20 protein-coding genes are annotated in these 22,772 nt (G+C 71.1%); 8 read left to right on the top strand and 12 right to left on the bottom strand.

Going from position 1 to position 22,772, the window contains the following annotated elements:
• The first annotated feature begins 55 nt into the window (after positions 1–55).
• The gene (locus tag AB0L65_RS03480) at positions 56–979 is read left to right on the top strand and encodes a DMT family transporter (RefSeq protein ID WP_364239905.1); all 924 of its coding nucleotides are present in this window, start codon (positions 56–58) and stop codon (positions 977–979) included.
• Between the two features lie 6 nt (positions 980–985).
• Here the strand turns inward: AB0L65_RS03480 and AB0L65_RS03475 are convergent, their stop codons facing one another.
• The 9 genes from AB0L65_RS03475 to AB0L65_RS03435 all read right to left on the bottom strand — a co-directional run bounded on the left by AB0L65_RS03475 (position 986) and on the right by AB0L65_RS03435 (position 10,795).
• Complete coding sequence (locus tag AB0L65_RS03475) at positions 986–1,363, bottom strand: transcriptional repressor (RefSeq protein WP_350725059.1); 378 nt, start codon at positions 1,361–1,363, stop codon at positions 986–988.
• Positions 1,360–2,232, bottom strand: a complete 873-nt coding sequence (locus AB0L65_RS03470) for a metal ABC transporter permease (protein WP_350725343.1) — start codon at positions 2,230–2,232, stop codon at positions 1,360–1,362. The genes AB0L65_RS03475 and AB0L65_RS03470 overlap by 4 nt, the downstream gene beginning before the upstream one ends.
• 28 nt (positions 2,233–2,260) lie before the next feature.
• Entirely contained in the window at positions 2,261–3,040 is a 780-nt protein-coding gene (locus AB0L65_RS03465; RefSeq protein WP_364239903.1) for a metal ABC transporter ATP-binding protein, read from the bottom strand.
• Positions 3,037–3,951 carry a metal ABC transporter substrate-binding protein gene (locus AB0L65_RS03460; RefSeq protein ID WP_364239902.1) on the bottom strand — a complete coding sequence of 305 codons (915 nt, stop codon included), beginning with the start codon at positions 3,949–3,951 and terminating at the stop codon, positions 3,037–3,039. Before AB0L65_RS03460 ends, AB0L65_RS03465 begins: the two co-directional genes overlap by 4 nt.
• A gap of 338 nt (positions 3,952–4,289) precedes the next feature.
• Positions 4,290–5,150, bottom strand: a complete 861-nt coding sequence (gene fdhD / locus AB0L65_RS03455; RefSeq protein ID WP_364239900.1) for a formate dehydrogenase accessory sulfurtransferase FdhD — start codon at positions 5,148–5,150, stop codon at positions 4,290–4,292.
• A gap of 66 nt (positions 5,151–5,216) precedes the next feature.
• Entirely contained in the window at positions 5,217–6,059 is an 843-nt protein-coding gene (locus AB0L65_RS03450) for a 2Fe-2S iron-sulfur cluster-binding protein (RefSeq protein WP_364239898.1), read from the bottom strand.
• On the bottom strand, positions 6,056–7,873 hold the full coding sequence (locus AB0L65_RS03445) for an NAD(P)H-dependent oxidoreductase subunit E (RefSeq protein WP_364239896.1): 1,818 nt from the start codon (positions 7,871–7,873) through the stop codon (positions 6,056–6,058). Before AB0L65_RS03445 ends, AB0L65_RS03450 begins: the two co-directional genes overlap by 4 nt.
• A 4-nt stretch (positions 7,874–7,877) precedes the next feature.
• Positions 7,878–9,779, bottom strand: a complete 1,902-nt coding sequence (locus AB0L65_RS03440; protein WP_364239894.1) for a molybdopterin-dependent oxidoreductase — start codon at positions 9,777–9,779, stop codon at positions 7,878–7,880.
• 38 nt (positions 9,780–9,817) lie between these two features.
• Entirely contained in the window at positions 9,818–10,795 is a 978-nt protein-coding gene (locus AB0L65_RS03435; RefSeq protein ID WP_364239892.1) for a 2-dehydropantoate 2-reductase, read from the bottom strand.
• Positions 10,796–10,892: 97 nt separating this feature from the next.
• Here AB0L65_RS03435 and AB0L65_RS03430 point away from each other — a divergent pair, with 97 nt between their 5' ends.
• The 7 genes from AB0L65_RS03430 (at position 10,893) to AB0L65_RS03400 (ending at position 20,266) form a co-directional block, all read left to right on the top strand.
• On the top strand, positions 10,893–12,047 hold the full coding sequence (locus AB0L65_RS03430) for a molybdopterin molybdotransferase MoeA (protein ID WP_364240557.1): 1,155 nt from the start codon (positions 10,893–10,895) through the stop codon (positions 12,045–12,047).
• Positions 12,048–12,095: 48 nt separating this feature from the next.
• The gene (locus AB0L65_RS03425; RefSeq protein WP_364239890.1) at positions 12,096–13,802 is read left to right on the top strand and encodes a thiamine pyrophosphate-binding protein; all 1,707 of its coding nucleotides are present in this window, start codon (positions 12,096–12,098) and stop codon (positions 13,800–13,802) included.
• A 12-nt stretch (positions 13,803–13,814) separates the two neighbouring features.
• Positions 13,815–15,038, top strand: a complete 1,224-nt coding sequence (frc, locus tag AB0L65_RS03420) for a formyl-CoA transferase (protein WP_364239888.1) — start codon at positions 13,815–13,817, stop codon at positions 15,036–15,038.
• A 68-nt stretch (positions 15,039–15,106) separates the two neighbouring features.
• Positions 15,107–17,224 (top strand): acetate--CoA ligase family protein, encoded by a 2,118-nt coding sequence (locus AB0L65_RS03415; RefSeq protein WP_364239886.1) that lies wholly within the window; start codon positions 15,107–15,109, stop codon positions 17,222–17,224.
• A 77-nt stretch (positions 17,225–17,301) separates the two neighbouring features.
• Positions 17,302–18,792 carry an Nramp family divalent metal transporter gene (locus tag AB0L65_RS03410; protein WP_350725077.1) on the top strand — a complete coding sequence of 497 codons (1,491 nt, stop codon included), beginning with the start codon at positions 17,302–17,304 and terminating at the stop codon, positions 18,790–18,792.
• On the top strand, positions 18,792–19,280 hold the full coding sequence (locus AB0L65_RS03405) for a hypothetical protein (RefSeq protein ID WP_364239884.1): 489 nt from the start codon (positions 18,792–18,794) through the stop codon (positions 19,278–19,280). The genes AB0L65_RS03410 and AB0L65_RS03405 overlap by 1 nt, the downstream gene beginning before the upstream one ends.
• Positions 19,277–20,266, top strand: a complete 990-nt coding sequence (locus tag AB0L65_RS03400; RefSeq protein WP_364239882.1) for a TerC family protein — start codon at positions 19,277–19,279, stop codon at positions 20,264–20,266. The genes AB0L65_RS03405 and AB0L65_RS03400 overlap by 4 nt, the downstream gene beginning before the upstream one ends.
• 41 nt (positions 20,267–20,307) lie before the next feature.
• Here AB0L65_RS03400 and AB0L65_RS03395 read toward each other — a convergent pair whose 3' ends face one another.
• From AB0L65_RS03395 to AB0L65_RS03385, 3 genes are all read right to left on the bottom strand, one after another.
• The gene (locus AB0L65_RS03395) at positions 20,308–20,487 is read right to left on the bottom strand and encodes a hypothetical protein (RefSeq protein WP_364239880.1); all 180 of its coding nucleotides are present in this window, start codon (positions 20,485–20,487) and stop codon (positions 20,308–20,310) included.
• Positions 20,488–20,565: 78 nt separating this feature from the next.
• Positions 20,566–21,303 (bottom strand): GntR family transcriptional regulator, encoded by a 738-nt coding sequence (locus AB0L65_RS03390; protein WP_350725084.1) that lies wholly within the window; start codon positions 21,301–21,303, stop codon positions 20,566–20,568.
• A 141-nt stretch (positions 21,304–21,444) separates the two neighbouring features.
• Positions 21,445–22,707, bottom strand: a complete 1,263-nt coding sequence (locus AB0L65_RS03385; RefSeq protein WP_364239878.1) for an MFS transporter — start codon at positions 22,705–22,707, stop codon at positions 21,445–21,447.
• Positions 22,708–22,772: the final 65 nt, after the last annotated feature.

Here is a 22,772-nt window from a genome sequence, read left to right as displayed (position 1 = left end):
GCCGGGTTCTAGCGTGGTCGCACTGTATCTCCTGCATGGCCGTACGGGGGTTTCTATGAGTGCACATCGCCGTATCGTGCTGATCGCGATCGTCGGTGCACTGATCATCTCCACCTCCGCCCCCTTGGTTCGGCTCTCAGGTGTATCGCCTGCCACGTCCGCGTTGTTCCGTTGCGCGTACGCCGTGCCGCCCATGATCGTGCTGGCCTGGCTGGAGCGGCGCAGGCTGGGGCCGCTGCCGTGGAAAGGGGTGGTGCTGGCCTGGCTGGCGGGCGTGGTGTTCGCGCTCGACCTGCTGTTCTGGCATCACGCGATCGACTACGTGGGCGCGGGGCTGGCCACGGTGCTGGGGAATCTGCAGGTGTTCCTGGTGGCGTTCGCGGCCTGGGCGCTGTTCGGGGAGCGGCCGTCCTCCCGGTTGATGGTCGCGACGCCGATCGTGTTCGCGGGGGTGGTGCTCATCTCCGGGGTGTTCGACAGCGCCGCCTACGGGCGCGACCCGATCATGGGGGTGCTGGCCGGGGTCGCCACGTCCATCTCGTACGCGGCGTTCCTGCTGCTCATGAAGGCCGGACCGGCGCGGGCCGTGGGGCCGCTGGCGCACGCCACGGTGGTCGCCACCGTGGCCATCGCCCTGCTGAGCCCGCTCTTCGGGGGCGCCGACCTCATGCCGAGCTGGCCGGCGCACGGGTGGCTGCTGCTGCTCGCGCTGGGGCCGCAGGTGCTGGGGTGGTCGCTGATCACGTTCTCGCTGCCGCGCCAGCCGGCCGCGCTCACCGCGTTGCTGCTGCTCGTCCAGCCCATGACGACCGTCGCGCTGTCCTCGGTGGTGCTGGGCGAGCGGCCGTCGGCGCTGCAGCTCGCCGGGTGCGCGGTGATCGTCCTCGGAGTCCTGTACGGCTCCCGCACCCGCTCGCCGCAGCCCGGCGAGACACGCCGGAAAGAGCCGCGCGAGCAGCAGGTGCCGAAGGCCGGCTGACGCCGGTCAGCCCTTGGAGCAGGCGGCGCAGGTGCCGAAGACCTCGACCGTGTGGGTGATCTCGGTGAAGCCGTGCTCGCCGCCCACCGCCTCGGCCCACCGCTCGACCGCGGGACCGGCCACCTCCACCGTGTGGCCGCAGCGGCGGCAGACCAGGTGGTGGTGATGGACGTCGCTGGCGCACGCGCGGTAGACGGACTCGCCCTCGTCCGTACGCAGCACGTCGACCTGCCCGCCGTCGGCCAGCGCCTGCAGGGCGCGGTAGACGGTGGTCAGGCCGATCTTCGCCCCGTGCAGGCGCATCTCGGCATAGACGTCCTGCGCGCTGCGGAACCCCTCGCTCCTGCGGAGGGTGTCGTGCACGGCGTCGCGTCTCGTCGTCATGCGACCTCCTCCACGCGCATCTTCGGTCGCTCGCTCACTGTCGACTCCTGGGTACGGCCTCGGCGTACGAATTTACCGACACCGAGGGCCAGGACGAAGCCGGCGAGAGCAAGAAGCACGATCGCCGCGCCGGGAGGCACCTTGGCCGAGTAGGTGGAGGCGAGCAGGCCGCCGACCGAGGCCAGCACCCCGAACAGCATGGCCAGCCCCATCGTCGTGCGGAAACCCCGGGTGAGCTGCTGGCTGGTGGCCACCGGGATCACCATCAGCGCGCTGACCAGCAGCAGGCCCACCACGCGCATCGCGATCACGACGGTGAGCGCGGCGGTGACCGCGATGAGCAGGCTGAGGAAGCGGACCGGCAGGCCGCTCGCCCTGGCCATCTCCTCGTCCTGGCAGAGCACGAACAGCTCCCTGCCGAAGACCACGACCACGCCGATCACCGCCACGGCCAGCGCGGCGATGACCCAGATGTCCTGGACCGTGACGCTGGCGATGGCGCCGAACAGGTAGGAGTTCAGCTTGGCGTTGCTGCCGCCCGGCGCGATGCCCATGAGCATGACGCCGCCCGCGATCCCGCCGTAGAACAGCAGTGCCAGTGCCACGTCGCCGCTGGTCCGCCCGCGCGCCCTGACCAGCTCGATGGCCACCGCCCCGACGACGGAGACGATCACGGCGGTGAGCACGGGCGTGGTGCCGGTCAGGAAGCCGAGGGCGACGCCGGTCAGCGCCACGTGGCCGATGCCGTCACCCAGCAGCGCCAGCCTGCGCTGCACGATGAACGTCCCCACGGCGGGCGCGCACAGGCCCACCAGCAGCGCGGCCACCAGGGCGAGCTGGAAGAGCTGCTCCTGGAGCAGGTCCATGATCATCGTGGTTCCCTCCGTCGGCGGCCGTTCACGGCGCCTCCCCCTGCCAGCCGGTCAACGGCCCCGCGGCCGGTGTGGCCGCGTGCGGATGCTGGTGTTCGTGGCCCGGCCGGGCGCAGTCGCCCTCCGGGCGCGGCGGCCTGCCGTCGTGCGCGACGCGGCCCTCGCGGATCACCACGCCGCGCGTGATGATCGGCTCCAGCGGCCCCAGCTCGTGCGCGACCAGCACCACCGTCTTGCCGTCGCGCACCAGCCCGGCCAGCGTGTCGGCCAGCAACTGCTGCGTGTCGGCGTCCACGCCCGCCGTCGGCTCGTCCATCACGTACGTGTCCGGCTCCCCGGCCAGCGCCCGGGCGATGAGCACCCGCTGCTGCTGGCCGCCGGACAGCGACTGGACGGGGTCGTTCGCGCGGTCGGCCAGCCGGACGGCCTCCAGCGCGCCGGCCACGGCGGCCTTGTCGGCCGGGCTGGTCCTGCGCAGCCGGCTCTGCCTGGCGATCCGGCCCGAGGCCACGACCTCGCGTACGGTGGCGGGCACGCCACCCCCGACCTGGAGCCGCTGCGGCACGTAGCCGATGCGCCACCACTCGCGGAACCTGCCCGGCGGGGACCCGTACATCAGCGTTGAGCCGCCGGTGAGCGGCGTGAGGCCGAGCAGTGCGCGGACCAGCGTCGACTTGCCCGAGCCGTTGGCCCCCAGGAGGGCGACGACCTCCCCCGGGCAGACGGTCAGGTCGATCCCCCGGAGGACGGGCTTGCCGTCGAAGGAGACCCGGCCGTCGGTCATCGCGAAGGCCGTTTCGCTCATGCCGTACACCCCAGTGCTGTTTGTAGGGTTTTGAGGTTATCGCGCATGGCCGACAGGTAATCGCCGGAGGGCTGGCTCTCCAGCGGGTCGAGCACGGCGGTCTTCGCGCCCACCTCGTTCGCGAGCACCTCGGCCACCTTGGGGCTGACCAGGGACTCGGTGAAGATCGTGGTCACGCCCTCGGCCTTGGCCAGCTTGGCCACCTCGGAGATGCGCGCGGGCGACGGCTCGGTCTCGGGGTCGAGCGTGATGCCGACCTGCTTGAGTTTGTAACGGTCCGCCAGGTAGCCGAACGCCTCGTGCGCGGTGACCAGCGACTTGGTCCTGCACGTGCTCAGGCCCTTGGCGAACTCCTGGTCGAGCGTTCCAAGCGCGCCCGCCGTCTTGGCGGCGCGGTCCTTGTACGCCTGCGCGTGCGCCGGGTCGGCGGCGGCCAGGCGCTCGCCGAGCTTGGTGGCGATGGTGGCCAGGCGGGTGGGGTCCAGCCAGAGGTGCGGGTCGTACGAGACCTCGTGGCCGTGCTCCTCCTCGCCCTCCTCGTGCCCGCTCGCGGGCAGGGTCGTGACGGCCGTGGCGGCGTCGAAGCTCTTGTCGGCGTCGACCGCGTCGTCCACGGCGGGCTGCACGCCCTTGATGTAGACCGTGAGCGCCGCCTTCCGGATCTCGGTCACCTGCTGGATGCTCAGCTCGAGGTCGTGCGGCTCGACGCCGGGGGCGGTCAGGACGGTCACGTGCGCGTCGGACCCTCCCACCTGCTCGGTCAGCCATTGGAGCGGATAGAACGCGGCGACCACCTCCGGCCTGCCCCCTGCGGCGGTCTCGGCGGAGCCGGATCCGCAGGCGGCGGTGGTGAGGAGGGTGGCCCCGGCCAGCAATCCGACGGCGTACGACCGGGAAAATCCTGACATCATGTGAGTCAGTATGCGCCAAAATGAAAATGGTTGTCAAAATCCTCTGGCGAGGGAGCGCCGTTGCCTGGACTGAGGAGCGCAGGGAGCGTAGCGACCGGAGTGACGAGGGAAGGCGACGGCTCGCAGCGACCGAGCCCGCCTCCGCGAAGCGGAGGCCATAAGCGCGTGAGGGAGCGCCGTTGCCTGGACTGAGGAGCGCAGGGAGCGTAGCGACCGGAGTGACGAGGGAAGGCGACGGCTCGGAGCGACCGAGCCCGCCTCCGCGAAGCGGAGGCCATAAGCAGGGAGGGGATGCCGGACGGCGGCTGGGGGCCAGGGCGCCGTGCGGCATCCCGCCATCACCCCGGTGTGTGTGCGCCGGCCGAGCCATAGCCGGCGCTCGGGGTGATGCTCAGGCGGCGCTCGCCCGTATAGACGTTCATCGAGTCCCCGCGCAGGAACCCGATGAGCGTCAGCCCCTCCTCAGCGGCCAGTTCGACCGCGAGCGACGACGGCGCCGAGACAGCGGCGAGCACCGGGATGCCCCCCATGACCGCTTTCTGCACCAGCTCGAACGAGGCCCGGCCCGACACCATCAGGACGGTCCCGCGCAAAGGGAGCCGGTCGTTGCGCAGGGCCCAGCCGAGCAGCTTGTCCACCGCGTTGTGCCGGCCCACGTCCTCGCGCACGCACAGCGGCTCGCCGTCGGACGTGAACAGGCCGGCCGCGTGCAGGCCCCCGGTCCGGTCGAACACCCGCTGGGCCGCGCGCAGCCGGTCCGGCAGGGCGGCGACGGTCGGCTGCGCCAGCTCGACCGGGTCGTCTCCGGCGCTCCAGCGAGCCACCGTGCGTACCGCCTCCAGCGACGCCTTGCCGCAGACGCCGCAGGAGGAGGTGGTGTAGAAGTTGCGCGGCGCAGGTGCCGCCACGCCGGGCGCCAGCCGCACGTCGAGCACGTTGTACGTGTTCCCGCCGTCCACCGTCGCGCCCGCGCAGTAGCGGATCGTGGCGATGTCGTCCGCCGCGCCCACGGCCCCCTCGCTGACCAGGAACCCGGCGGCCAGGTCGAAGTCGTCGCCGGGCGTGCGCATGGTGACCGTCAGCGGCGTCCCGTCGAGGCGGATCTCCAGCGGCTCCTCGGCGGCCAGCGAGTCGATCTTGGGGATGCGGGCGGTGTCCTTGACCCGCAGGATCCGCCGTTTCACCGCGACCCTAGACACGAGCGTTCCCCTCAGTCCGGATGAGCGCCCTAGGCACGAGCGCTCCCCTCGGCCCGGATGAGCGCCCTAGACATAGCCGTACCCGAAGCGGCCCTTGACGCAGAGGTTGCCCTTGGTCACCGGGTTGTCGTGCGGCGAGCTCACCTTGACGATCTTGTTGTCCTGCACGTGCAGGGTCAGGTTGCAGCCGACCCCGCAGTAGCTGCAGACCGTCGTGGTCTCGCTCTGCCGCGACTCGTCCCAGGTGCCCTCGGCCCGCATGTCGAACTCGGTCTTGAACGACAGCGCGCCCGTCGGGCACACCTCCACGCAGTTGCCGCAGTAGACGCAGGCCGAGTCGGTGAGCGGCGCCTCGAACTCCGTGGAGATCGTCGCGTCGAACCCCCGGCCCGCGACGGCGATGGCGAAGGTGTTCTGCCACTGGTCGCCGCAGGCGTCCACGCACTTGTAGCACAGGATGCACTTGCTGTAGTCGCGCACGTAGAGGTCGTTGTCCACCTTGGCGGGCTGCTCGACCGTGGCCGCGTCGTCGCCGAACCGCGTGGGGTCGGCGCCGTACTCCTCGGCCCACTCGGCGGCGCGAGGGGTGGTCGACAGGTCCACGGAGGAGCCGAGCAGCTCCAGCACCACCTTGCGGCTCTGCCGGGCCCGTTCGGTGTCGGTGCCGACCTTCATGCCGGCCTCGGCCTTGCGGGAGCAGGCGGGCGCCAGCGTCCTGGCGCCCTCCACCTCGACGACGCAGACGCGGCAGGCGTTCTTCGGGGTCAGCGTGTCGCCGTAACAGAGGGTGGGGATGTCCTTGCCCGCCGCGTGGCAGGCGTCGAGGATCGTCGAGCCCTCCGGCACCCGTACGTCCTCGCCGTCGATCTGGACGTCGATGAGCCGCCGGGGCGGCTGGAGCGGGATCATTTGAACACTCCCAGACGGTCGATGGCCGATTCGACGGCGTTCCAGGCGGTCTGTCCGAGGCCGCAGATCGAGGCGTCCCGCATGGTCTGGCCGACCTCGCGCAGCAGCACGAGATCGGGGTCGTCGTCCCGGCGCGGGAGGCTCGGGGAGACCCGGCGTGACAGCCGGTGCAGGGCCTCCTCCTGCCGTACGGTGCCGACCCGGCAGGGCACGCACTGGCCGCAGGACTCGTCGCGGAAGAACTCCGCGATGCGCAGCAGCAGCCGTTTCATGTCCACGGTGTCGTCGATGACGAGCACCACGCCGGAGCCGAGCGTCGCCCCCGCGTTCCTGGTGCCCTCGAAGGTGAGCGGGATGTCCAGGTCGGTGACGAACGCGCCGGCCGCGCCGCCGAGCAGCACCGCCTTCGTCGTGCCGGTGGTGCCGGTCATGTCCAGGAGCTCGCGCAACGTCGTCCCGAACGTGAGCTCGTACACGCCGGGCCGCTCGACCGCGCCCGAGACGCAGAACAGCTTGGGCTCGGCCGCCGTGTACGCCCGGGCTCCGCGCTCCAGGATCGGCAGCACGTTGACCAGCGTCTCGACGTTGTTGACCACGGTCGGCTTGCCGAACAGCCCCTTCTCCACGGGGAACGGCGGCTTGCTGCGCGGCTCGCCCCGCTGCCCCTCGATGGAGTTGAAGATCGCGGTCTCCTCGCCGCAGATGTACGCGCCCGCGCCCCTGCGCAGCTCGATGTCGAACGACAGTCCCTTGCCGAGGATGTCGTCGCCGAGCAGGCCCCGCGCGCGGGCGGTCGCGATGGCGTGCTGGAGCCGCGCGGTCGCCCTGGGGTATTCGCCCCTGATGTAGAGGTATCCCTTGGCGCAGCCGGTGGCGTAGGCGGCGATCGTCATCGCCTCCACCAGCGCGTACGGGTCGCCCTCCATGATCACGCGGTCCTTGAACGTGCCCGGCTCGCTCTCGTCGGCGTTGCAGACCAGGTAGTGCGGGTGGTCGGGCTGGCGCGCGGTGGCGTCCCACTTGCGGCCGGTCGGGAAAGCGGCGCCGCCCCTGCCGACCAGCCCCGACTCCAGGACCTCCCGGATGACCCCGGCGGGCCCCAGCTCGAACGCCCTCCTGAGCGCGCTGTAGCCGCCGGCCGCCCGGTAGTCGTCCAGGCTCGCCGGATCGGTCGTGCCGACCCTCCTGAGCAGGGTCAGCCCGTCCTGCCCGGCCTGCGGCACGGCCGCCGCCACCGGGGCGTCACCGGCGACGTCGAGGCTGGGGGTGGTGCCGTTGGGGGTGGGGGAGTCCAGGGTCAGGGAGGCGTTCGCGGGCGCGTACACCTGGGCCTTGGGAGGCGTGCCCGCCTCCAGGGCGAGCGCGGCGGGGGCCCGCTCGCACAGGCCCAGGCAGGGGCTCTCGTGCCACGACGTGCCGGGCGGGCCGAGCCGCTCCTCCACCCGCCTGCGTACGTCCTCGCCGCCCTTGGCCTGGCAGGCCAGGTCGGTGCAGACGTGCAGCACCCGCTTCGGCCGCGGCTCCATGGAGAACAGCGAGTAGAACGTCGCCACCCCGTACGCCTCGGCGGGCGGCACGGTCAGGCGGCGGCAGATGTAGTCGAGCGCGCCCTCGCTGATCCACCCGACCCGGTCGTTGACCGCGTGCAGCGCGGGCAGCAGCATGTCGCGCTGCGACTCGGCGCGGGCGGCCACCCGCAGGTCGGCCTCGGTCCTCCCGCCGCCGTCCCACGCCGACGCGGGCGGCCCGAGCAGGGCGTCGACCGCCGCGCGCTCCTCGTCGGACGGCTCTGCGTCTCGGAACCTCAGATCCATCTGATCACCCGGCCTTCACGAGCTTCTCGACGCGTACGGCCGCCGCCTTGAACTCGGCGGTGCCCGCGATCGGGCAGGTGGCCTCGATGGTGAGGGAGTTGGTGTCCACCTCGTCCGGGAAGTGCATGGTCATGAACACCAGCCCCGGCCGCAGGGCGGGGTCGATGAACACCGGTGCGACCACCGACCCGCGCCGCGAGGTGATCCGCACCTCCTCGCCCGCGACGACGCCGAGCCGGTCGGCGTCCTCGGGGCAGAGCTCCACCGTCTCGCCCCGGCGCAGGGGAGAGGCGAACCCGGAGGACTGCACGCCCGTGTTGTACGAGTCGAGCCGCCGCCCGGTCGTCAGCCGCAGCGGATACTCCTCGTCCAGCAGGTCCACCGGCGGCGAGTGGCGCAGCACCGCGAACGGCGCCGGCACGCCCCGCCTGACCGGGTCGCTCTCCCACAGCCTGCCGTGCAGGTAGGGCGGCTCCAGCGAGTCCTCCGACGGGCAGGGCCACTGGATGCCCTGCAGGTCGGCCAGCCGCTCGTAAGTCATGCCGTGGTGCTGGGGCGACATGGCGCGCAGCTCGTTCCAGACCTCCTCGGCGCCGTCGTAGTGCCAGTCGTGGCCCAGCCTGCGGGCCAGCTCGCACATGATCCAGATGTCGTCGCGCGCCTCGCCCGGCGGATCCAGGGCCTTGCGGACCCGCTGGACCCGGCGCTCGCTGTTGGTGAACGTGCCGTCCGCCTCGCACCAGGCGGCGCTGGCAGGCAGCACGACGTCGGCCATCTGGGCGGTCTTGGTGAGGAAGATGTCCTGCACGACCAGGTGGTCGAGCATGGACAGGCGTTTGATGCAGGCCAGCGAGTCGGCCTCGGACTGCACGGGGTTCTCACCGATGAGATAGCAGGTGGTCACCTCGCCGTCGGCCATGGCCTCCAGCATCTGGGTGAGGTTGAGGCCGTAGCGGGGCTGGATCTCCCTGCCCCACGCGCTCTCGAAACGCGCCCGGATGCCGGGGTCGAGGATGTCCTGGAAGCCGGGCAGCCGGTTGGGGATGGCGCCCATGTCGCCGCCGCCCTGCACGTTGTTCTGGCCGCGCAGCGGCGACAGGCCGGAGCCGTAGCGGCCGACGTGGCCGGTGAGCAGGGACAGGTTGATCAGGGCCCGTACGTTGTCCGTCGCGTTGTGGTGCTCGGTGATGCCGAGCGTCCAGCACAGCTGGGCGCGGTCGGCGCGCGCGTAGGCGTGGGCCAGCTCGCGGATGGCGTGCGCGGGCACGCCGGTGACCTGCTCGGCGACGGTCAGCGTCCAGGGCTCGACCGACTCCTTGAACTCCTCGAACCCGATCGTGGCCCGCTCGATGAACGCCTCGTTGTGCAGCCCGGCGTGGATGATCTCCCTGGCCACCGCGTGGGCGAGGGGGATGTCCGTGCCCACGTTCAGCCCCAGCCACAGGTCGGCCCACTGGGCGGTGCCGGTGCGGCGCGGGTCCACCGCGAACATCCGCGCGCCGTTGTGGATGCCCTTCAGCACGTGCTGGAAGAAGATGGGGTGGGCGTTACGCGCCGCCGAACCCCACATCACGATCACATCGGTGTCCTCCACCTCCTGGTAGGAGGACGTGCCGCCACCACTGCCGAACACCGCCGACAGCCCCGCCACGCTCGGCGCGTGGCAGGTGCGGTTGCAGGAGTCCACGTTGTTGGTGCCGATCACCACGCGGGTGAACTTCTGCCCGACGTAGTTCATCTCGTTGGTGGAACGGGCGCACGACAACATGGCGAAGCAGTCGGGCCCATGCGCGGCGAGGTTGCGGCGGAAGCCCTCCGCCGCCCGCTCCAGGGCCTCCTCCCAGGTCGCCCTGCGCAGCACGCCGTTCTCACGCACCAGTGGATGGGTCAGGCGGTCATAGCTCATGATCCCTCCATTCTGTATACAGGCTACGGTATTCCTCGCTAGACCGCGCGGACAAGGTTGGCGTTGAGGAGGTCGCTCACCGCGTGGATGGCACGCAGCGTCGGCACCTCGGCGCCGGTGAGGTCGGCCAGCTCGACCACCGCCGCGAGCAGCACGTCCAGCTCCAGCGGCTTGCCCTTCTCCAGGTCCTGCAGCGTGGAGGTCTTGTGCTCGCCCGCCTTCTCCGCCCCCTTCAGGCGGCGCTCGATGGAGATCCCCGGATCGCAGCCGACCCGCCCGGCCACCTCGACGGTCTCCCGCATCATGGCCACGACCAGCTCCCTGGCGCCGTCGTGGCGGCAGATCCCGGCCATCGTCGCCCTGGCCAGCGCGCTGATCGGGTTGAAGGCGATGTTGCCCATGAGCTTGACCCACACGTCTTTGCGCAGGTCGCGCTCCACCGGGCACTTGAGCCCGCCGGCTATCGCGGCCTGGCTGAAGGCGTTGCACCGCTCGGTCAGCTCGCCGTCCGGCTCGCCGATGGAGAAGCGGGTGCCCTCAAGGTGGCGGATCACGCCGGGCCGCTCGATCTCGGTTGCGGCGTACACGACGCAGCCGACGGCACGGTGCAGGGGCAGCGCGGTCGTGACCGCGCCGCCCGGGTCGACGCTCTCGATGCGGTAGCCCTCGTAGGGGCCCTTGAGCCCGTGGAAGTACCACCACGGGATGCCGTTCTGCGCGGCGATGATGCTCGTGGCCTCGTGCAGGAGCGGCCTGATCATGGGGCCCGCGGAGGCGTAGCTGTTCGCCTTGAGGCCCAGGAAGACGTGGTCCACCGGGCCGACCTGGGTGGTGTCGTCGGTGGCATGGGGGTGGGCGGTGAAGTCGCCTCTGGGGGTGAGCACCCGCACACCGGCGCGCCGGATCGCCTGCAAGTGCTCGCCTCTCGCGATGAGGTGCACCTCGACTCCCGCCCGGTGGAGGGCGGCCCCCACGTATGCGCCGATGGCGCCGGCGCCAAGAACAGCGACCTTCATGCTGCGCTCCGTTCTCGCGTCGGATTTGCATTCGGTATACAGTATGGAAAAACGTGGGTCAAGGAGCATGCCTGTGACCGTTCTTCGGCATGATCTAGTGGTGGAATCGACGACCTGGGTGACCGCGCGGGCCCTCGCGAAGGGGTCCGCGACGCCCCTCGAGCCCGCGTCCGTGCTGCTCGCCGACGCTCTCGGCGGCCACCTCACCGCACCGTTGACGGCGCTGGTGGCGGTGCCCGGGGTGGACGTTTCGGCGATGGACGGCTACGCGGTGGCCGGTGCCGGCCCGTGGCGGGTGGTCGGCCGGGTTCTGGCCGGCGGCGCCTGCTACGGGGAGGAGTTGCGGCCGGGGGAGGCGGTCGAGATCGCCACCGGCGCTCCGACGCCCGCGGGGGCGTCGGCGGTGCTGCCGTACGAGCAGGCCGCGGTGGACGGGGCGCGGGTGAACGGCGCCGCCGAGATCGGGCGGCACATCCGGCGGCGGGGCGAGGACATCGCCGAGGGCGCGGTCGTGCTGGGCGCGGGCGCGGTGGTGACCCCGGTGGCGCTCGGGCTGGCCGCCGCGCTGGGCCACGACGAGCTGCCCGTACGGCCCCGCCCGCGGGTCGCGGTGCTGATCACCGGGGACGAGGTCGTGCACGAGGGCCTGCCCGCGCCGGGCCGGGTGCGCGACGCCATCGGCCCGTTCCTGCCGGGGCTGGTGGCGTGGGCCGGCGGCCGGGTGGCGAGCACCGACGTGCTGCCCGACGGCCGGGAAGCGCTCCGCGCCGCACTCGAGACCGGGGCGGCGGACGTGGTCGCCGTGTGCGGCGCGTCGTCCAAAGGGCCCGCCGACCACCTCAGGGCCGTGCTCGGCGACCTCGGCGCCGACGTGATCGTCGACGGCGTCGCCGTGCGGCCCGGGCACCCGCAGCTCCTGGCCCGGCTGCCGGGAGGGGCGCTGGTCGTCGGCCTGCCGGGAAACCCGTTCGCGGCCCTCGGCGCGGCCCTCACGCTGCTCGCGCCCATCCTGCGCGAGCTGGCCGGGATCCCCGTCCGCACGGAGACGTCGGCGCTGGCCGGAGCGGTGCGGGCGCATCCGCGCGACACGCGGCTCGTGCCGGTCCGGAGGTCGGGCCGGGGCGCGGTGCCGGTGGGGCACGACCGGCCGGGTTCGCTGTGGGGGGCGGCGCTGGCCGACGCGCTGGCTGTCGTCCCTCCGGGGTGGGCCGGTGAGCAGGTCGAGCTGATCGAGTTGCCCCCTGGGGGCTAGACAGGCCGAACGAGAGGGAGTAACCATTGCGGTCATACGGTATGCAGTATGCGGAAGACAGCCGACGCCGGAAAGGGTGGCATGATGTCGGAAACGATCTCTGGTGGTCATCTCGTAGCCAAGGCACTCAAGGCCGAGGGTGTGGACGTGATCTACACGCTCTGCGGCGGCCACATCATCGATATCTATGACGGCTGCGTCGATGAGGGCATCGAGGTCATCGACGTACGCCACGAGCAGGTGGCGGCACACGCGGCCGACGGGTACGCGCGCATCACCGGCAAGCCCGGCTGCGCCGTGGTCACCGCCGGGCCGGGCACGACCGACGCGGTCACCGGCGTTGCCAACGCCTTCCGCGCGGAGAGCCCCATGTTGCTCATCGGCGGCCAGGGAGCGCTGAGCCAGCACAAGATGGGCTCGCTGCAGGACCTGCCGCACGTGGACATGATGAGCCCGATCACGAAGTTCGCGGCCACGGTGCCGAGCACGGAGCGGGTGGCGGACATCGTGTCGATGGCCTTCCGCGAGTGCTACCACGGCGCTCCGGGCCCGTCGTTCCTGGAGATCCCGCGCGACGTGCTCGACGCGAAGGTCCCCTTGGAGAAGGCGCGCCTCCCCAAGGCCGGGCACTACCGGGCCTCGACCCGCCAGCAGGGCGACCCCGAGGCGATCGAGCGGCTGGCCGACATGCTGGCGCACGCGGAGAAGCCGTGCATCCTGCTCGGGAGCCAGGTGTGGACGTGCCGGGCCACGGACGCCGCGATCGACTTCGTCCGGGCCCTGAACGTGCCCGCGTACATGAACGGTTCGGGCCGCGGCACGCTCCCGCCCGGCGACCCGCACCACTTCCAGCTCAGCCGCAGGTACGCCTTCACCAACGCCGACCTGATCATCATCGTCGGCACCCCGTTCGACTTCCGGATGGGCTACGGCAAGCGCCTGTCGCCGACCGCCGCCGTGGTCCAGATCGACCTCGACTACCGCACGGTCGGCAAGAACCGCGACATCGACCTGGGGATTGTCGGCGACGCCGGCCTCGTCCTCGCGGCGGCGGCCCAGGCCGCCAGCGGCCGCATCGAGAACGCGGTCACCAAGCGCAAGGAGTGGATGGACGAGCTGCGCGCGGTCGAGACCCAGGCGTACGAGAAGCGCCTGCCCCGCCAGCTCTCCGGCGCCCAGCCCATCGACCCCTACCGCCTGGTCCACGAGATCAACGAGTTCCTCACCGAGGACACGATCTACATCGGCGACGGCGGCGACATCGTCACCTTCTCCGGCCAGGTCGTGCAGCCCAAGTCGCCCGGCCACTGGATGGACCCGGGACCGCTCGGCACGCTCGGCGTCGGCATGGCGTTCGCGATGGCGGCCAAGCAGGCGCGGCGCGACAAGGAGGTGCTCTGCCTCTTCGGCGACGGCGCCTTCAGCCTGACCGGCTGGGACTTCGAGACCATGGTCCGCTTCGACCTGCCGTTCATCGGGGTCATCGGCAACAACTCGTCCATGAACCAGATCAGGTACGGCCAGGCAGCCAAGTACGGCGAGGACCGCGCCCGCGTCGGCAACACCCTCGGCGACATCCGCTACGGCGACTTCGCCAAGCTGCTCGGCGGCCACGGCGAGGAGGTGCGCGACCCGGCCGAGATCCGCCCCGCGCTGGAGCGGGCCAGGGAGTCGGGCAAGCCCTCGCTGATCAACGTGTGGGTCGATCCAGAGGTCTACGCCCCCGGAACCATGAACCAGACGATGTACAAGTAGGGGAGCTCCACCATGAAGGCTCTCGAAGGTGTCCGCGTCCTCGACATGACCCACGTCCAGTCGGGCCCGTCCTGCACCCAGCTGCTCGCCTGGCTGGGCGCGGACGTCGTCAAGCTGGAGGCCCCGACCGGCGACATCACCCGGCAGCAGCTCCGCGATCTCCCGGACGTCGACAGCCTCTATTTCACGATGCTCAACTGCAACAAGCGCAGCATCACCCTCAACATGAAGAGCGAGCGCGGCAAGGAGATCTTCACCGACCTGGTGAGGAGCGCCGACATCCTGGTCGAGAACTTCGGTCCGGGCGCGGTCGACCGCATGGGCTTCACCTGGGACCGCCTCCAGGAGCTCAACCCGCGCCTGATCTACGCCTCGATCAAGGGCTTCGGCACCGGCAGGTACGCCAAGTTCAAGGCCTACGAGGTGATCGCCCAGGCCATGGGCGGCTCGATGACCTCCACCGGCTTCGAGGAGGGCCCGCCGCTGGCCACCGGGGCGCAGATCGGCGACTCGGGCACCGGCATCCACGCGGTCGCCGGCATCCTGGCCGCCCTCTACCAGCGCCAGCAGACCGGCCGCGGGCAGCGCGTACAGGTGGCCATGCAGCACGCCGTGCTGAACCTGTGCCGCGTCAAGCTCCGCGACCAGCAGCGCCTGGCGCACGGCCCGTTGCGCGAGTACCCGAACAAGACGTTCGGCGACGAGGTGCCCCGCTCGGGCAACGCCAGCGGCGGCGGCCAGCCCGGCTGGGCGGTGCGCTGCGCGCCCGGCGGACCCAACGACTACATCTACGTGATCGTGCAGCCGATCGGCTGGAAGCCCATCTCGACCATCATCGGCCGCCCCGAGCTGGCCGAGGACCCCGAGTGGGCGACGCCCGAGGCGCGGCTGCCGAAGCTGGACAAGATGTTCCAGCTCATCGAGGAGTGGACGATCCGCCACGACAAGTGGACGGTCCTCGACCGGCTCAACGCCGAGAACATCCCGTGCGGGCCGATCCTGTCCACCAAGGAGCTGGTCCAGGACGAGAGCCTGCGCGAGGAGGGCATCGTCGTCACGGTCGACCACCCGGAGCGCGGCGAGTTCGTGACCGTCGGCAGCCCGCTGCAGCTGTCGGACTCCCCGGTCGACGTCCGCACCCCGCCCCTGCTCGGCGAGCACAACCAGGAGATCTACGGCGAGCTCGGCGTCAGCGCGGACGAGCTGGCCGAGCTGAAGACGAACGGAGTCATCTAGTGGAGCGGCGAGTAGGGTCCGACAGCGGCAGCTTGCGTAACCAGGGAGGACCCGTAGGGAGCGCGACCATGGGCACAGTCCGCGAAGTCATCGAGAAGGCGCTCGCCGAGGGCCGCACGGCCCTGACCGCCCCCGAGGGGCGCAAGATCTGCGAGGAGTACGGCATCGCCACCCCGGGCGAGGGCCTGGCCACCTCCGCCGACGAGGCGGTCTCCATCGCCGAGCGCATCGGCCTCCCGGTCGTCCTGAAGATCGTCTCCCCGGACATCCTGCACAAGACGGACGCGGGCGGCGTGCTGGTCGGCCTGAAGAGCGCGGAGGAGGTCCGCGCGGGCCACGACACGATCCTCGCCAACGCCCGCGCGTACAACGCCGACGCCGCCATCGACGGCGTCCAGGTGCAGCAGCTCGTCGGCGGCGGCCACGAGGTCATCGTCGGCGCCGTCACCGATCCCACGTTCGGCAAGGTCATCGCGTTCGGGCTGGGCGGCGTCCTGGTCGAGGTACTCAAGGACGTGACCTTCCGGCTTGCCCCGGTTTCGGGTGAAGATGCCCTTGGGATGCTGGATGACATCAGGGCGGCGGAAGTGCTCCGTGGTGCCCGTGGCGCGGAGCCCGCGAACCGGGAGGCACTCGCGGAGCTGATCGAGCGCGTCGGCCGGCTGGTCTCCGACTTCCCCGAGATCGTCGAGGTGGACCTCAACCCCGTCTTCGCCGACGCCAACGGCGCGGTCGCCGCCGACGTGCGCATCCTCATCGGCGACAAGCCCGCCGAGGTCGCCCGCCTGTCGCGGGAGGAGATCCTCCGGCAGATGACGCGGATCTTCAAGCCGCGCTCGGTGGCCGTGATCGGCGCCTCCGCCGAGACCGGCAAGATCGGCAACTCGGTCATGCGCAACCTCATCAACGGCGGCTACCAGGGGCAGATCTTCCCGATCAACCCCAAGGCCGACGAGATCATGGGGCTGACCGCGTACAAGAGCATCTCGGACGTGCCCGGCGACGTTGACGTGGCCGTGTTCGCGATCCCCGCCAAGTTCGTGGCGCCGGCGCTGGAGGAGACCGGGCGCAAGGGCGTGGCGGGCGCGATCATGATCCCGTCGGGGTTCGCCGAGACGGGGAACGTCGAGGGCCAGAAGGAGATCGTCGAGATCGCGCGCAGGCACGGCGTGCGCATGCTCGGGCCCAACATCTACGGCTACTACTACACGCCGGAGAACCTCTGCGCGACGTTCTGCACCCCGTACGACGTCAAGGGCAGCGTGGCGCTGACCTCGCAGAGCGGCGGCATCGGCATGGCCATCCTGGGCTTCAGCCGCACCACCAAGATGGGCGTCTCGGCCATCGTCGGCGTCGGCAACAAGGCCGACGTGGACGAGGACGACCTGCTGACCTTCTTCGAGCAGGACGACAACACCAAGGCCGTCGCCATGCACCTGGAGGACCTCAAGGACGGCCGCGGCTTCGTCGAGGCCGCGCGCCGGGTCGTCAGGCAGAAGCCGGTCATCGTGCTCAAGGCCGGCCGTACCGCGATGGGCGCGCGGGCGGCGGGCTCGCACACGGGCGCGCTGGCGGGCGACGACAAGGTCTACGACGACATCCTGCGGCAGGCCGGGGTCGTGCGCGCGCCGGGGCTCAACGACATGCTCGAATACGCCCGCGCGCTGCCGATCCTGCCCGCGCCCAAGGGTGAGAACGTCGTCATCATCACCGGGGCGGGCGGCTCGGGCGTGCTGCTGTCGGACGCCATCGTGGACGCCGGGCTGACGCTCATGGACATCCCGCCCGACCTGGACGCGGCCTTCCGCGCCTACATCCCGCCGTTCGGCGCGGCGGGCAACCCCATCGACATCACCGGCGGCGAACCCCCCTCGACCTACGAGAACACGGTCCGCCTCGGCCTGGCCGACGAGCGCATCCACGCGCTCGTCCTGGGCTACTGGCACACGATCGTGACGCCGCCGATGGTCTTCGCCGAGCTCATCGCCCGCGTCGTGGCGGAGGAGCGGGCGAAGGGCAACGTCAAGCCGGTCGTCGCGTCGCTCGCCGGCGACACCGAAGTAGAGGAGGCCAGCGAGTACCTGTTCGAGCACGGCGTGGTCGCGTACCCGTACACGACGGAGAAGCCCGTGGCGGTCCTCGGCGCGAAATACCGCTGGGCCAGGGCTGCCGGCTTGTTGCGCTAAGAGCCGAGCGCAACAAGCCGGGTGAGGGGGCTAATCGGGGCGCACGAGGAAGCAACAACCCCCCAGGAGGTCCGTAGGTGGACACATCGAAAACACCACCGGCGACGGCCACGCCGCCGGTCGAGGACGAACGAGTATGGAAAGCGGGCCGGCTCGCGCCGATGCCCATCAGGAAGCTGCCCGACGCGCCTCCGTCGGTGCACATTCTCGGGCCGACGGTGTTCCTCGTCGCGCTGGGCGTGGGCATGGGCGAGTCGTACATGTGGCCCAGGCTGGTGCTGCTGTTCGGGCCCGAGATCAGGTGGCTGTTCCTGATCGGCGTCACGCTGCAGGCCTTCGTGATGCTGGAGATGGCGCGCTACGCCATGGCGACGGGGGAGAGCATCTTCTCCGGCGCGGCCCGGGTGTTCAAGCCGCTGATGTGGTTCTTCTTCATCGTGGCCATCGCCGTCTACATCTGGCCGGGACACCTGTCGGCCGGAGCGGCGGCGTTCGAGGAGATCACCGGCATCCCGTGGATGGTGACCGCCATCGTCGGACTTGTCCTGGTCGGCGTGGTGTTCAGCCTGGCCAAGGTGATCTACAACGTGCTGGAGAACGTGTTGTCGCTGCTCATCGGCACACTCGTGATCGGCACGGCGGTGGTCGCGGCCATGGTCGGCTCCTGGGGCGACGTGGCCTCCACGCTCTCGGGCATGTTCTCCTTCGGCTATTTCCCGTCGGAGGCCATGTCGGCGGCCTGGTTCCCCGTCATCGTGGGGGCGTGCGCCTTCGCCGGACCCTCCGGCATGCAGCAGATGTGGTACACGCTGCACCTGCGTGACTCCGGGGCCGGCATGGGCGCGCACATCCCGCAGATCCGCGGGCTGCGGCACGCGGGGCAGCAAGAGGAGATGCCCGCGCGCGGGTTCATGTTCGACACCGAGGACCCGGCCGAGATGGCCAAGTGGAAGGGGTGGCGGCGCTGGGTCACGTTCGACGCGCTGCTGCTGTTCTGGGGCGTCACCATGCTGGTGACGATCTCGTTCACGGTGATCGCGCAGTCCGCCGTGCGGCTCAACCCGGGCGTGCGGGCCGTCATCCAGGGCGACGACCGCGAGGTGGCGCTCACCGCGATGGCCAACGCCGTCTCCCACGCGGGCAGCTCGGTGCTCGGGGCGGTGTTCCTCGGGTTCATCGCGCTGATCGGCCTGAACGCCACCCTGGGGCTGTTCGACTCCTTCTCCCGGGGCCAGGCTGACATGACGTACCACTTCGTGCCCGGGGCGAAGAAGCTGGGCATGTCGCGCCTGTACGGGGTCTTTCTCTGGGGCGTGATCATTTTCGGCATCCTGATCCTGCTGTTCGGACCGGCCGACGGGCCGAGCGGGATCCTGGACACGCTGGCGTTCCTGTCGACGTTCGCGATGGGGGCGTACTGCGTGACCCTGCTCCTGGTGAACAACCGCATGCTGCCCAAACCGATCCGGCCCAAGTGGTGGACGAACGTCATCATCGGCTTCGGTGCGGTGTTCTACCTGGGGATGCTGTTCTACAGTCTGTTCGCCTTCGGCGTGGTCGTGGGCTGATGGACGGACGGCACAGCCTCGAACTCGCCCTGCCAGGGGCGTCGATCGGAGCCGTCGCCGGAGCCATGGCCGGTGGGCTGACCCTGTTCGCGGGGCAGCCCACCGGGATGGCCGCGCTGTCGGCCCTGTCGCTCGCCGTGCCGCTCGCCCTCTTCGGCGGCCTGTACGGCGTGCTGCTCGGCCACGGCGTGTTCCGTCCGGGGACCTTCGGGCCGGTCGGCCTGTACTGGGTGGCGGCCTTCCCCGTGTCCCGGCTCGCGCAGGAGAGCCTGGTCGGGATCGGCCTGGCCGACGGAGTGCTGCCGTTCCTGGCGTACCAGGCGATGGTGAGCCTCGGCTTCGCGATCGGCTTCGTCTGGCTGCACGAGCGGATCATGCCGTACTGGCTGATCCGCCGCGCCCCCGCCAACCCGCTGGCCAAGGACCTGCTCGGCCTCTACGTCCGGCACGCCGGGATGCTGCGCGCACGGAAGGGGGCCCGCCGGTGAACCTGCCGCCCTGGATCTGGCTGGTCACGATCGCCGGCTTCGCGGTCGTGCTCGCGGTGGACTTCTGGCTCGTCGCCAGGAGGCCGCACGAGCCGTCCATGAAGGAGTGCGTGGCCTGGGTCTCGTTCTACGTCGCCCTGGCCGTGGCCTTCGGCGCGGGACTGCTGATGCTGTCGGGCCCCGCGCACGGCGGGGAGTTCTTCGCCGGCTGGATCACCGAGTACTCGCTCAGCGTGGACAACCTCTTCGTCTTCCTACTGATCATGAGCCGTTTCCAGGTGCCGCGCGAGTACCGCCAGAAGGTGCTGCTCATCGGCATCATCCTGGCGCTGGGGATGCGCGGCGCGTTCATCGCGGCCGGCGCGGGCGCGGTGGCCAGGTTCGACTGGCTCTTCTACGTCTTCGGCGCCTTCCTCGTCTACACGGCGTGGAAGCTCATGGGCGGCGAGGACGACGAGGCGGAGTTCTCCGAGAACGTCGCCCTGCGCGCGGTGCGCCGGGTGCTCCCGACCACGGACACCTATCACGGCGCCCGGCTCACCGTGCACCTCGGCCGCAGGATGGTCACCCCGATGCTGATCGTCATGGTCGCCATCGGGACCACCGACCTGCTGTTCGCGCTCGACTCCATCCCGGCCATCTTCGGCCTCACCAAGGAGCCGTACCTGGTCTTCACCGCCAACGCCTTCGCCCTCATGGGGCTGCGCCAGCTCTTCTTCCTCATCGGCGGGCTGCTCGACCGGCTCGTCTACCTGAGCAGGGGGCTGTCGGTGGTGCTGGCCTTCATCGGCGTGAAGCTGATCCTCGAGGCCCTGCACCACGACGGCGTGTCCTGGGCGCCGGAGATCCCGATCCTGGCCTCCCTCGGCGTCATCGTCGGCACTCTCGCCGTCACCACGGTGCTGAGCCTCATCAAGTCGGCCCGCGACGCGAGGGCGTCCGCCGCGGCCTCGGAGGGGGTGGAGCCCGAGCCCGTGGAACGCTGACCACGCCGCGGCATCGGGGCGATCGTCCCTGCCGCGGCTCCTCAGTGACGCGGACAGTTGGGTACGTCGTGCTCCGCGGCCACCCACTCGCGCAGGTAGCGGTCCGCTTCGTCGGCGGAGTAGTGCTTCTTGAGAGCTGTGCTCAGACCCAGGCCGATCACCCGGCCGTCCGCTGTCTGGCCCGCGGGATCACCGAGGAGAAAGCGGATGAACGCCTTCATGGTCACGCACCTCCATTCGTCCGGCTCCATCCTCTACCCGAGGTGTTTCGGAGCATGCGGTCTCTTGTGAACGGCAGATCAACCCGGCTGCCGCGTCCGGCGCCGCCGCACCGGCTTGGGCGCCGGCTGGACGGGCTCCTGCTCGCGCTGAGCCATGTACGAGGCGCGGGTGTGCTCGGTGTGCTCGCGCATGATCTTGGCCGCGCGCCGCTCGTCGCCCGCCTCGATGGCGTCGATCAGCGAGGTGTGCTCCTCCCACGAGGCCATGCCGCGCTGGCGGGCCACCGGCGTGTGGTACCACCGCACCCGCCTGGCCACCTGGCTGGCCAGCTCAGAGAGGACCTTGTTGCCCGACAGGGCGGTCACCAGGGCGTGCAGCTCGGAGTTGGTCGCCACGGCGGAGTCGACGTCGTCGGCCTCCACCGCCGCGATGCCCCGCGCGCACAGGGCGCGCAGCCGCTTGACGCCGTCCTCGCCCGCCTGCTTGGCGGCGAGTCGGGCGGACTCGGTCTCCAGCAGCGTGCGCACGGCCAGCAGCTGGTCGGCCTCCTCCACGGTCGGGACGTGCACGAACGCGCCCTGGCCGGGGAACAGGTCGACCCAGCCCTCGCCGCTGAGCTGCTGCAGCGCCTCGCGGACCGGCTGCCTGGACACGCCGAGCAGCTCGGCCAGCTCGCTCTCCACGAGGTGCTGGCCCGGCTTGAGCTGCCCGGAGACGATGAGCTCCTGGATAGCCTCGATAACGCTCTCGCGGAGCGTGGCTGGGCGGGGAATCTTGGTGGCCGCCGCCTGACCGGCCTGATCCGACAGCAACATGGTCACGTCTCCAGGGCTGCGCTACGGTTTTTCGTCGACTGCCTACAGCATACCGTCCAGGGGTCTCTCCTGGCCGTGAGCCTCATCACAGGCGCCCCGGTGCTGGACGGCGGCGCCCGTGACCGGCGGGGCGGGTGGGTGTCACAAGGGGATGGTGGCAGGGAGTCCGGGGATGCGGAGGCGGGGGATGGCCAGGGCCGGAAGGGCGGCGAGAGCGGCGGCGACGGCGAGCGCGGTCACAGGGGTGCTCAGGGCGAGCAGGGCCAGGGCGGCGGCTCCCGCTCCGGCCAGGGCCTTGGCGCTGTAGACGACGGCGTGGATCTCGCCCGCCCGCTCGACCCCGAAGAACTCCCGCACCAGGCTGGCGAGCAGCGGGTAGAACGCCCCGCCCCCGAGTCCGGCCGCCACGGCCCCGAGCCACAACAGCGGCCCCCCGGCCGGCACGGGCCCGGCGCCGGGTGGCGTGGTGGCGAGGGCGGTGGCGAGGAGCATCTGGCCGGCGGCGAGTGCGGTCAGGACGGCGGCGAGCACGCGGCGCCGCCCGTACAGCTCCGAGCAGCGCATCGCCACCGACCGGCTGGCCCCGTTCAGCGCCACCAGGACGGCCAGCGCGCCCCACGACCCGGTCCCCGCGATCACGATCACGTCGAAGACCGACACCGCGCCCGCGCACGTCAGGATCAGGGCCAGCGCCGGCAGCGTACGCGTGCGCAGCGCCTGCGCCGGCCCGAACTGCCGGGCCGCCTCCGGCGTCGTGCGCAGCCGCGCCGCGTCGAGCGCGTGCGAGCGCGGGTCCACGTCCGCGGGCCACCACAGCGCGGGAGGCAGCCGCAGGTGCCGGGCCGCGGTCCCGATGACCGCCAGCGCGACGACCGCCGCGACCAGGAACGCGGTGGACGTGGCGGCCGGCGCGATCCCGGCCCAGACGAGCAGGGGCACCGCGCCGTACCCGAAGGCGCCGGTGATCAGCCCGACCCGGGCGGCGGGCCGTTCCGGGTACCAGGAGGAGACGACCTCGCCGCAGACCCCGTAGACCAGGCCCGCGCCCAGCCCGCCGAGGAGCGCGTACCCCACGAAGGCGCCCGGGGCGCTCAGCGGGAGCGCCGCCGCGGCGAGGCCGGCGAAGCTCAGGGCGGCTCCCGCGGCCAGGCTGGTACGGACGCCGAGGCGGCCACGCCGTACCAGGTGGAGCGCGGGCAGGGCGCCCGCGGCCTGGCAGGCGATCCAGACGGCCAGGAGGGTGAGCCCGGTGGCCTCCTTGGCGAGGAGGGCGGCGTAGCCGTACTGGAGCGGGCTGATCGCCGCCATGGCCCCCCAGGCCAGCCAGAACATGCGCGTGCGGTCGGCGGGGACGGGTCCGGGGAGGTACGAACGCCCGCGCCAGTCTCTAACTGCATTCTCCATACTGTATGGAATATCCAGTAGACGAGAGACTGTCGAGACCCTAGACGAGGGTTTTTCCATACGGT

It is taken from the genome of Nonomuraea sp. NPDC052116 (assembly GCF_040680035.1).
Taxonomy (GTDB): domain Bacteria; phylum Actinomycetota; class Actinomycetes; order Streptosporangiales; family Streptosporangiaceae; genus Nonomuraea; species Nonomuraea angiospora_A.
The sequence above is the reverse complement of the archived record's forward strand: the minus strand, read 5'-3'. Positions and strand labels throughout refer to the sequence as shown.

What these genes read in the sequence shown, in the direction of transcription:
- AB0L65_RS03475 (WP_350725059.1), bottom strand. Translation starts at nt 1,363, where the DNA reads ATGACGACGAGACGCGACGCCGTGCACGACACCCTCCGCAGGAGCGAG.
- AB0L65_RS03390 (WP_350725084.1), bottom strand. Translation starts at nt 21,303, where the DNA reads ATGTTGCTGTCGGATCAGGCCGGTCAGGCGGCGGCCACCAAGATTCCC.
- AB0L65_RS03460 (WP_364239902.1), bottom strand. Translation starts at nt 3,951, where the DNA reads ATGATGTCAGGATTTTCCCGGTCGTACGCCGTCGGATTGCTGGCCGGG.
- AB0L65_RS03450 (WP_364239898.1), bottom strand. Translation starts at nt 6,059, where the DNA reads ATGATCCCGCTCCAGCCGCCCCGGCGGCTCATCGACGTCCAGATCGAC.
- AB0L65_RS03385 (WP_364239878.1), bottom strand. Translation starts at nt 22,707, where the DNA reads ATGGAGAATGCAGTTAGAGACTGGCGCGGGCGTTCGTACCTCCCCGGA.
- AB0L65_RS03425 (WP_364239890.1), top strand. Translation starts at nt 12,096, where the DNA reads ATGCGGAAGACAGCCGACGCCGGAAAGGGTGGCATGATGTCGGAAACG.
- AB0L65_RS03395 (WP_364239880.1), bottom strand. Translation starts at nt 20,487, where the DNA reads ATGAAGGCGTTCATCCGCTTTCTCCTCGGTGATCCCGCGGGCCAGACA.
- AB0L65_RS03435 (WP_364239892.1), bottom strand. Translation starts at nt 10,795, where the DNA reads ATGAAGGTCGCTGTTCTTGGCGCCGGCGCCATCGGCGCATACGTGGGG.
- AB0L65_RS03415 (WP_364239886.1), top strand. Translation starts at nt 15,107, where the DNA reads ATGGGCACAGTCCGCGAAGTCATCGAGAAGGCGCTCGCCGAGGGCCGC.
- frc (WP_364239888.1), top strand. Translation starts at nt 13,815, where the DNA reads ATGAAGGCTCTCGAAGGTGTCCGCGTCCTCGACATGACCCACGTCCAG.
- AB0L65_RS03480 (WP_364239905.1), top strand. Translation starts at nt 56, where the DNA reads ATGAGTGCACATCGCCGTATCGTGCTGATCGCGATCGTCGGTGCACTG.
- AB0L65_RS03405 (WP_364239884.1), top strand. Translation starts at nt 18,792, where the DNA reads ATGGACGGACGGCACAGCCTCGAACTCGCCCTGCCAGGGGCGTCGATC.
- AB0L65_RS03465 (WP_364239903.1), bottom strand. Translation starts at nt 3,040, where the DNA reads ATGAGCGAAACGGCCTTCGCGATGACCGACGGCCGGGTCTCCTTCGAC.
- AB0L65_RS03445 (WP_364239896.1), bottom strand. Translation starts at nt 7,873, where the DNA reads ATGGATCTGAGGTTCCGAGACGCAGAGCCGTCCGACGAGGAGCGCGCG.
- AB0L65_RS03440 (WP_364239894.1), bottom strand. Translation starts at nt 9,779, where the DNA reads ATGAGCTATGACCGCCTGACCCATCCACTGGTGCGTGAGAACGGCGTG.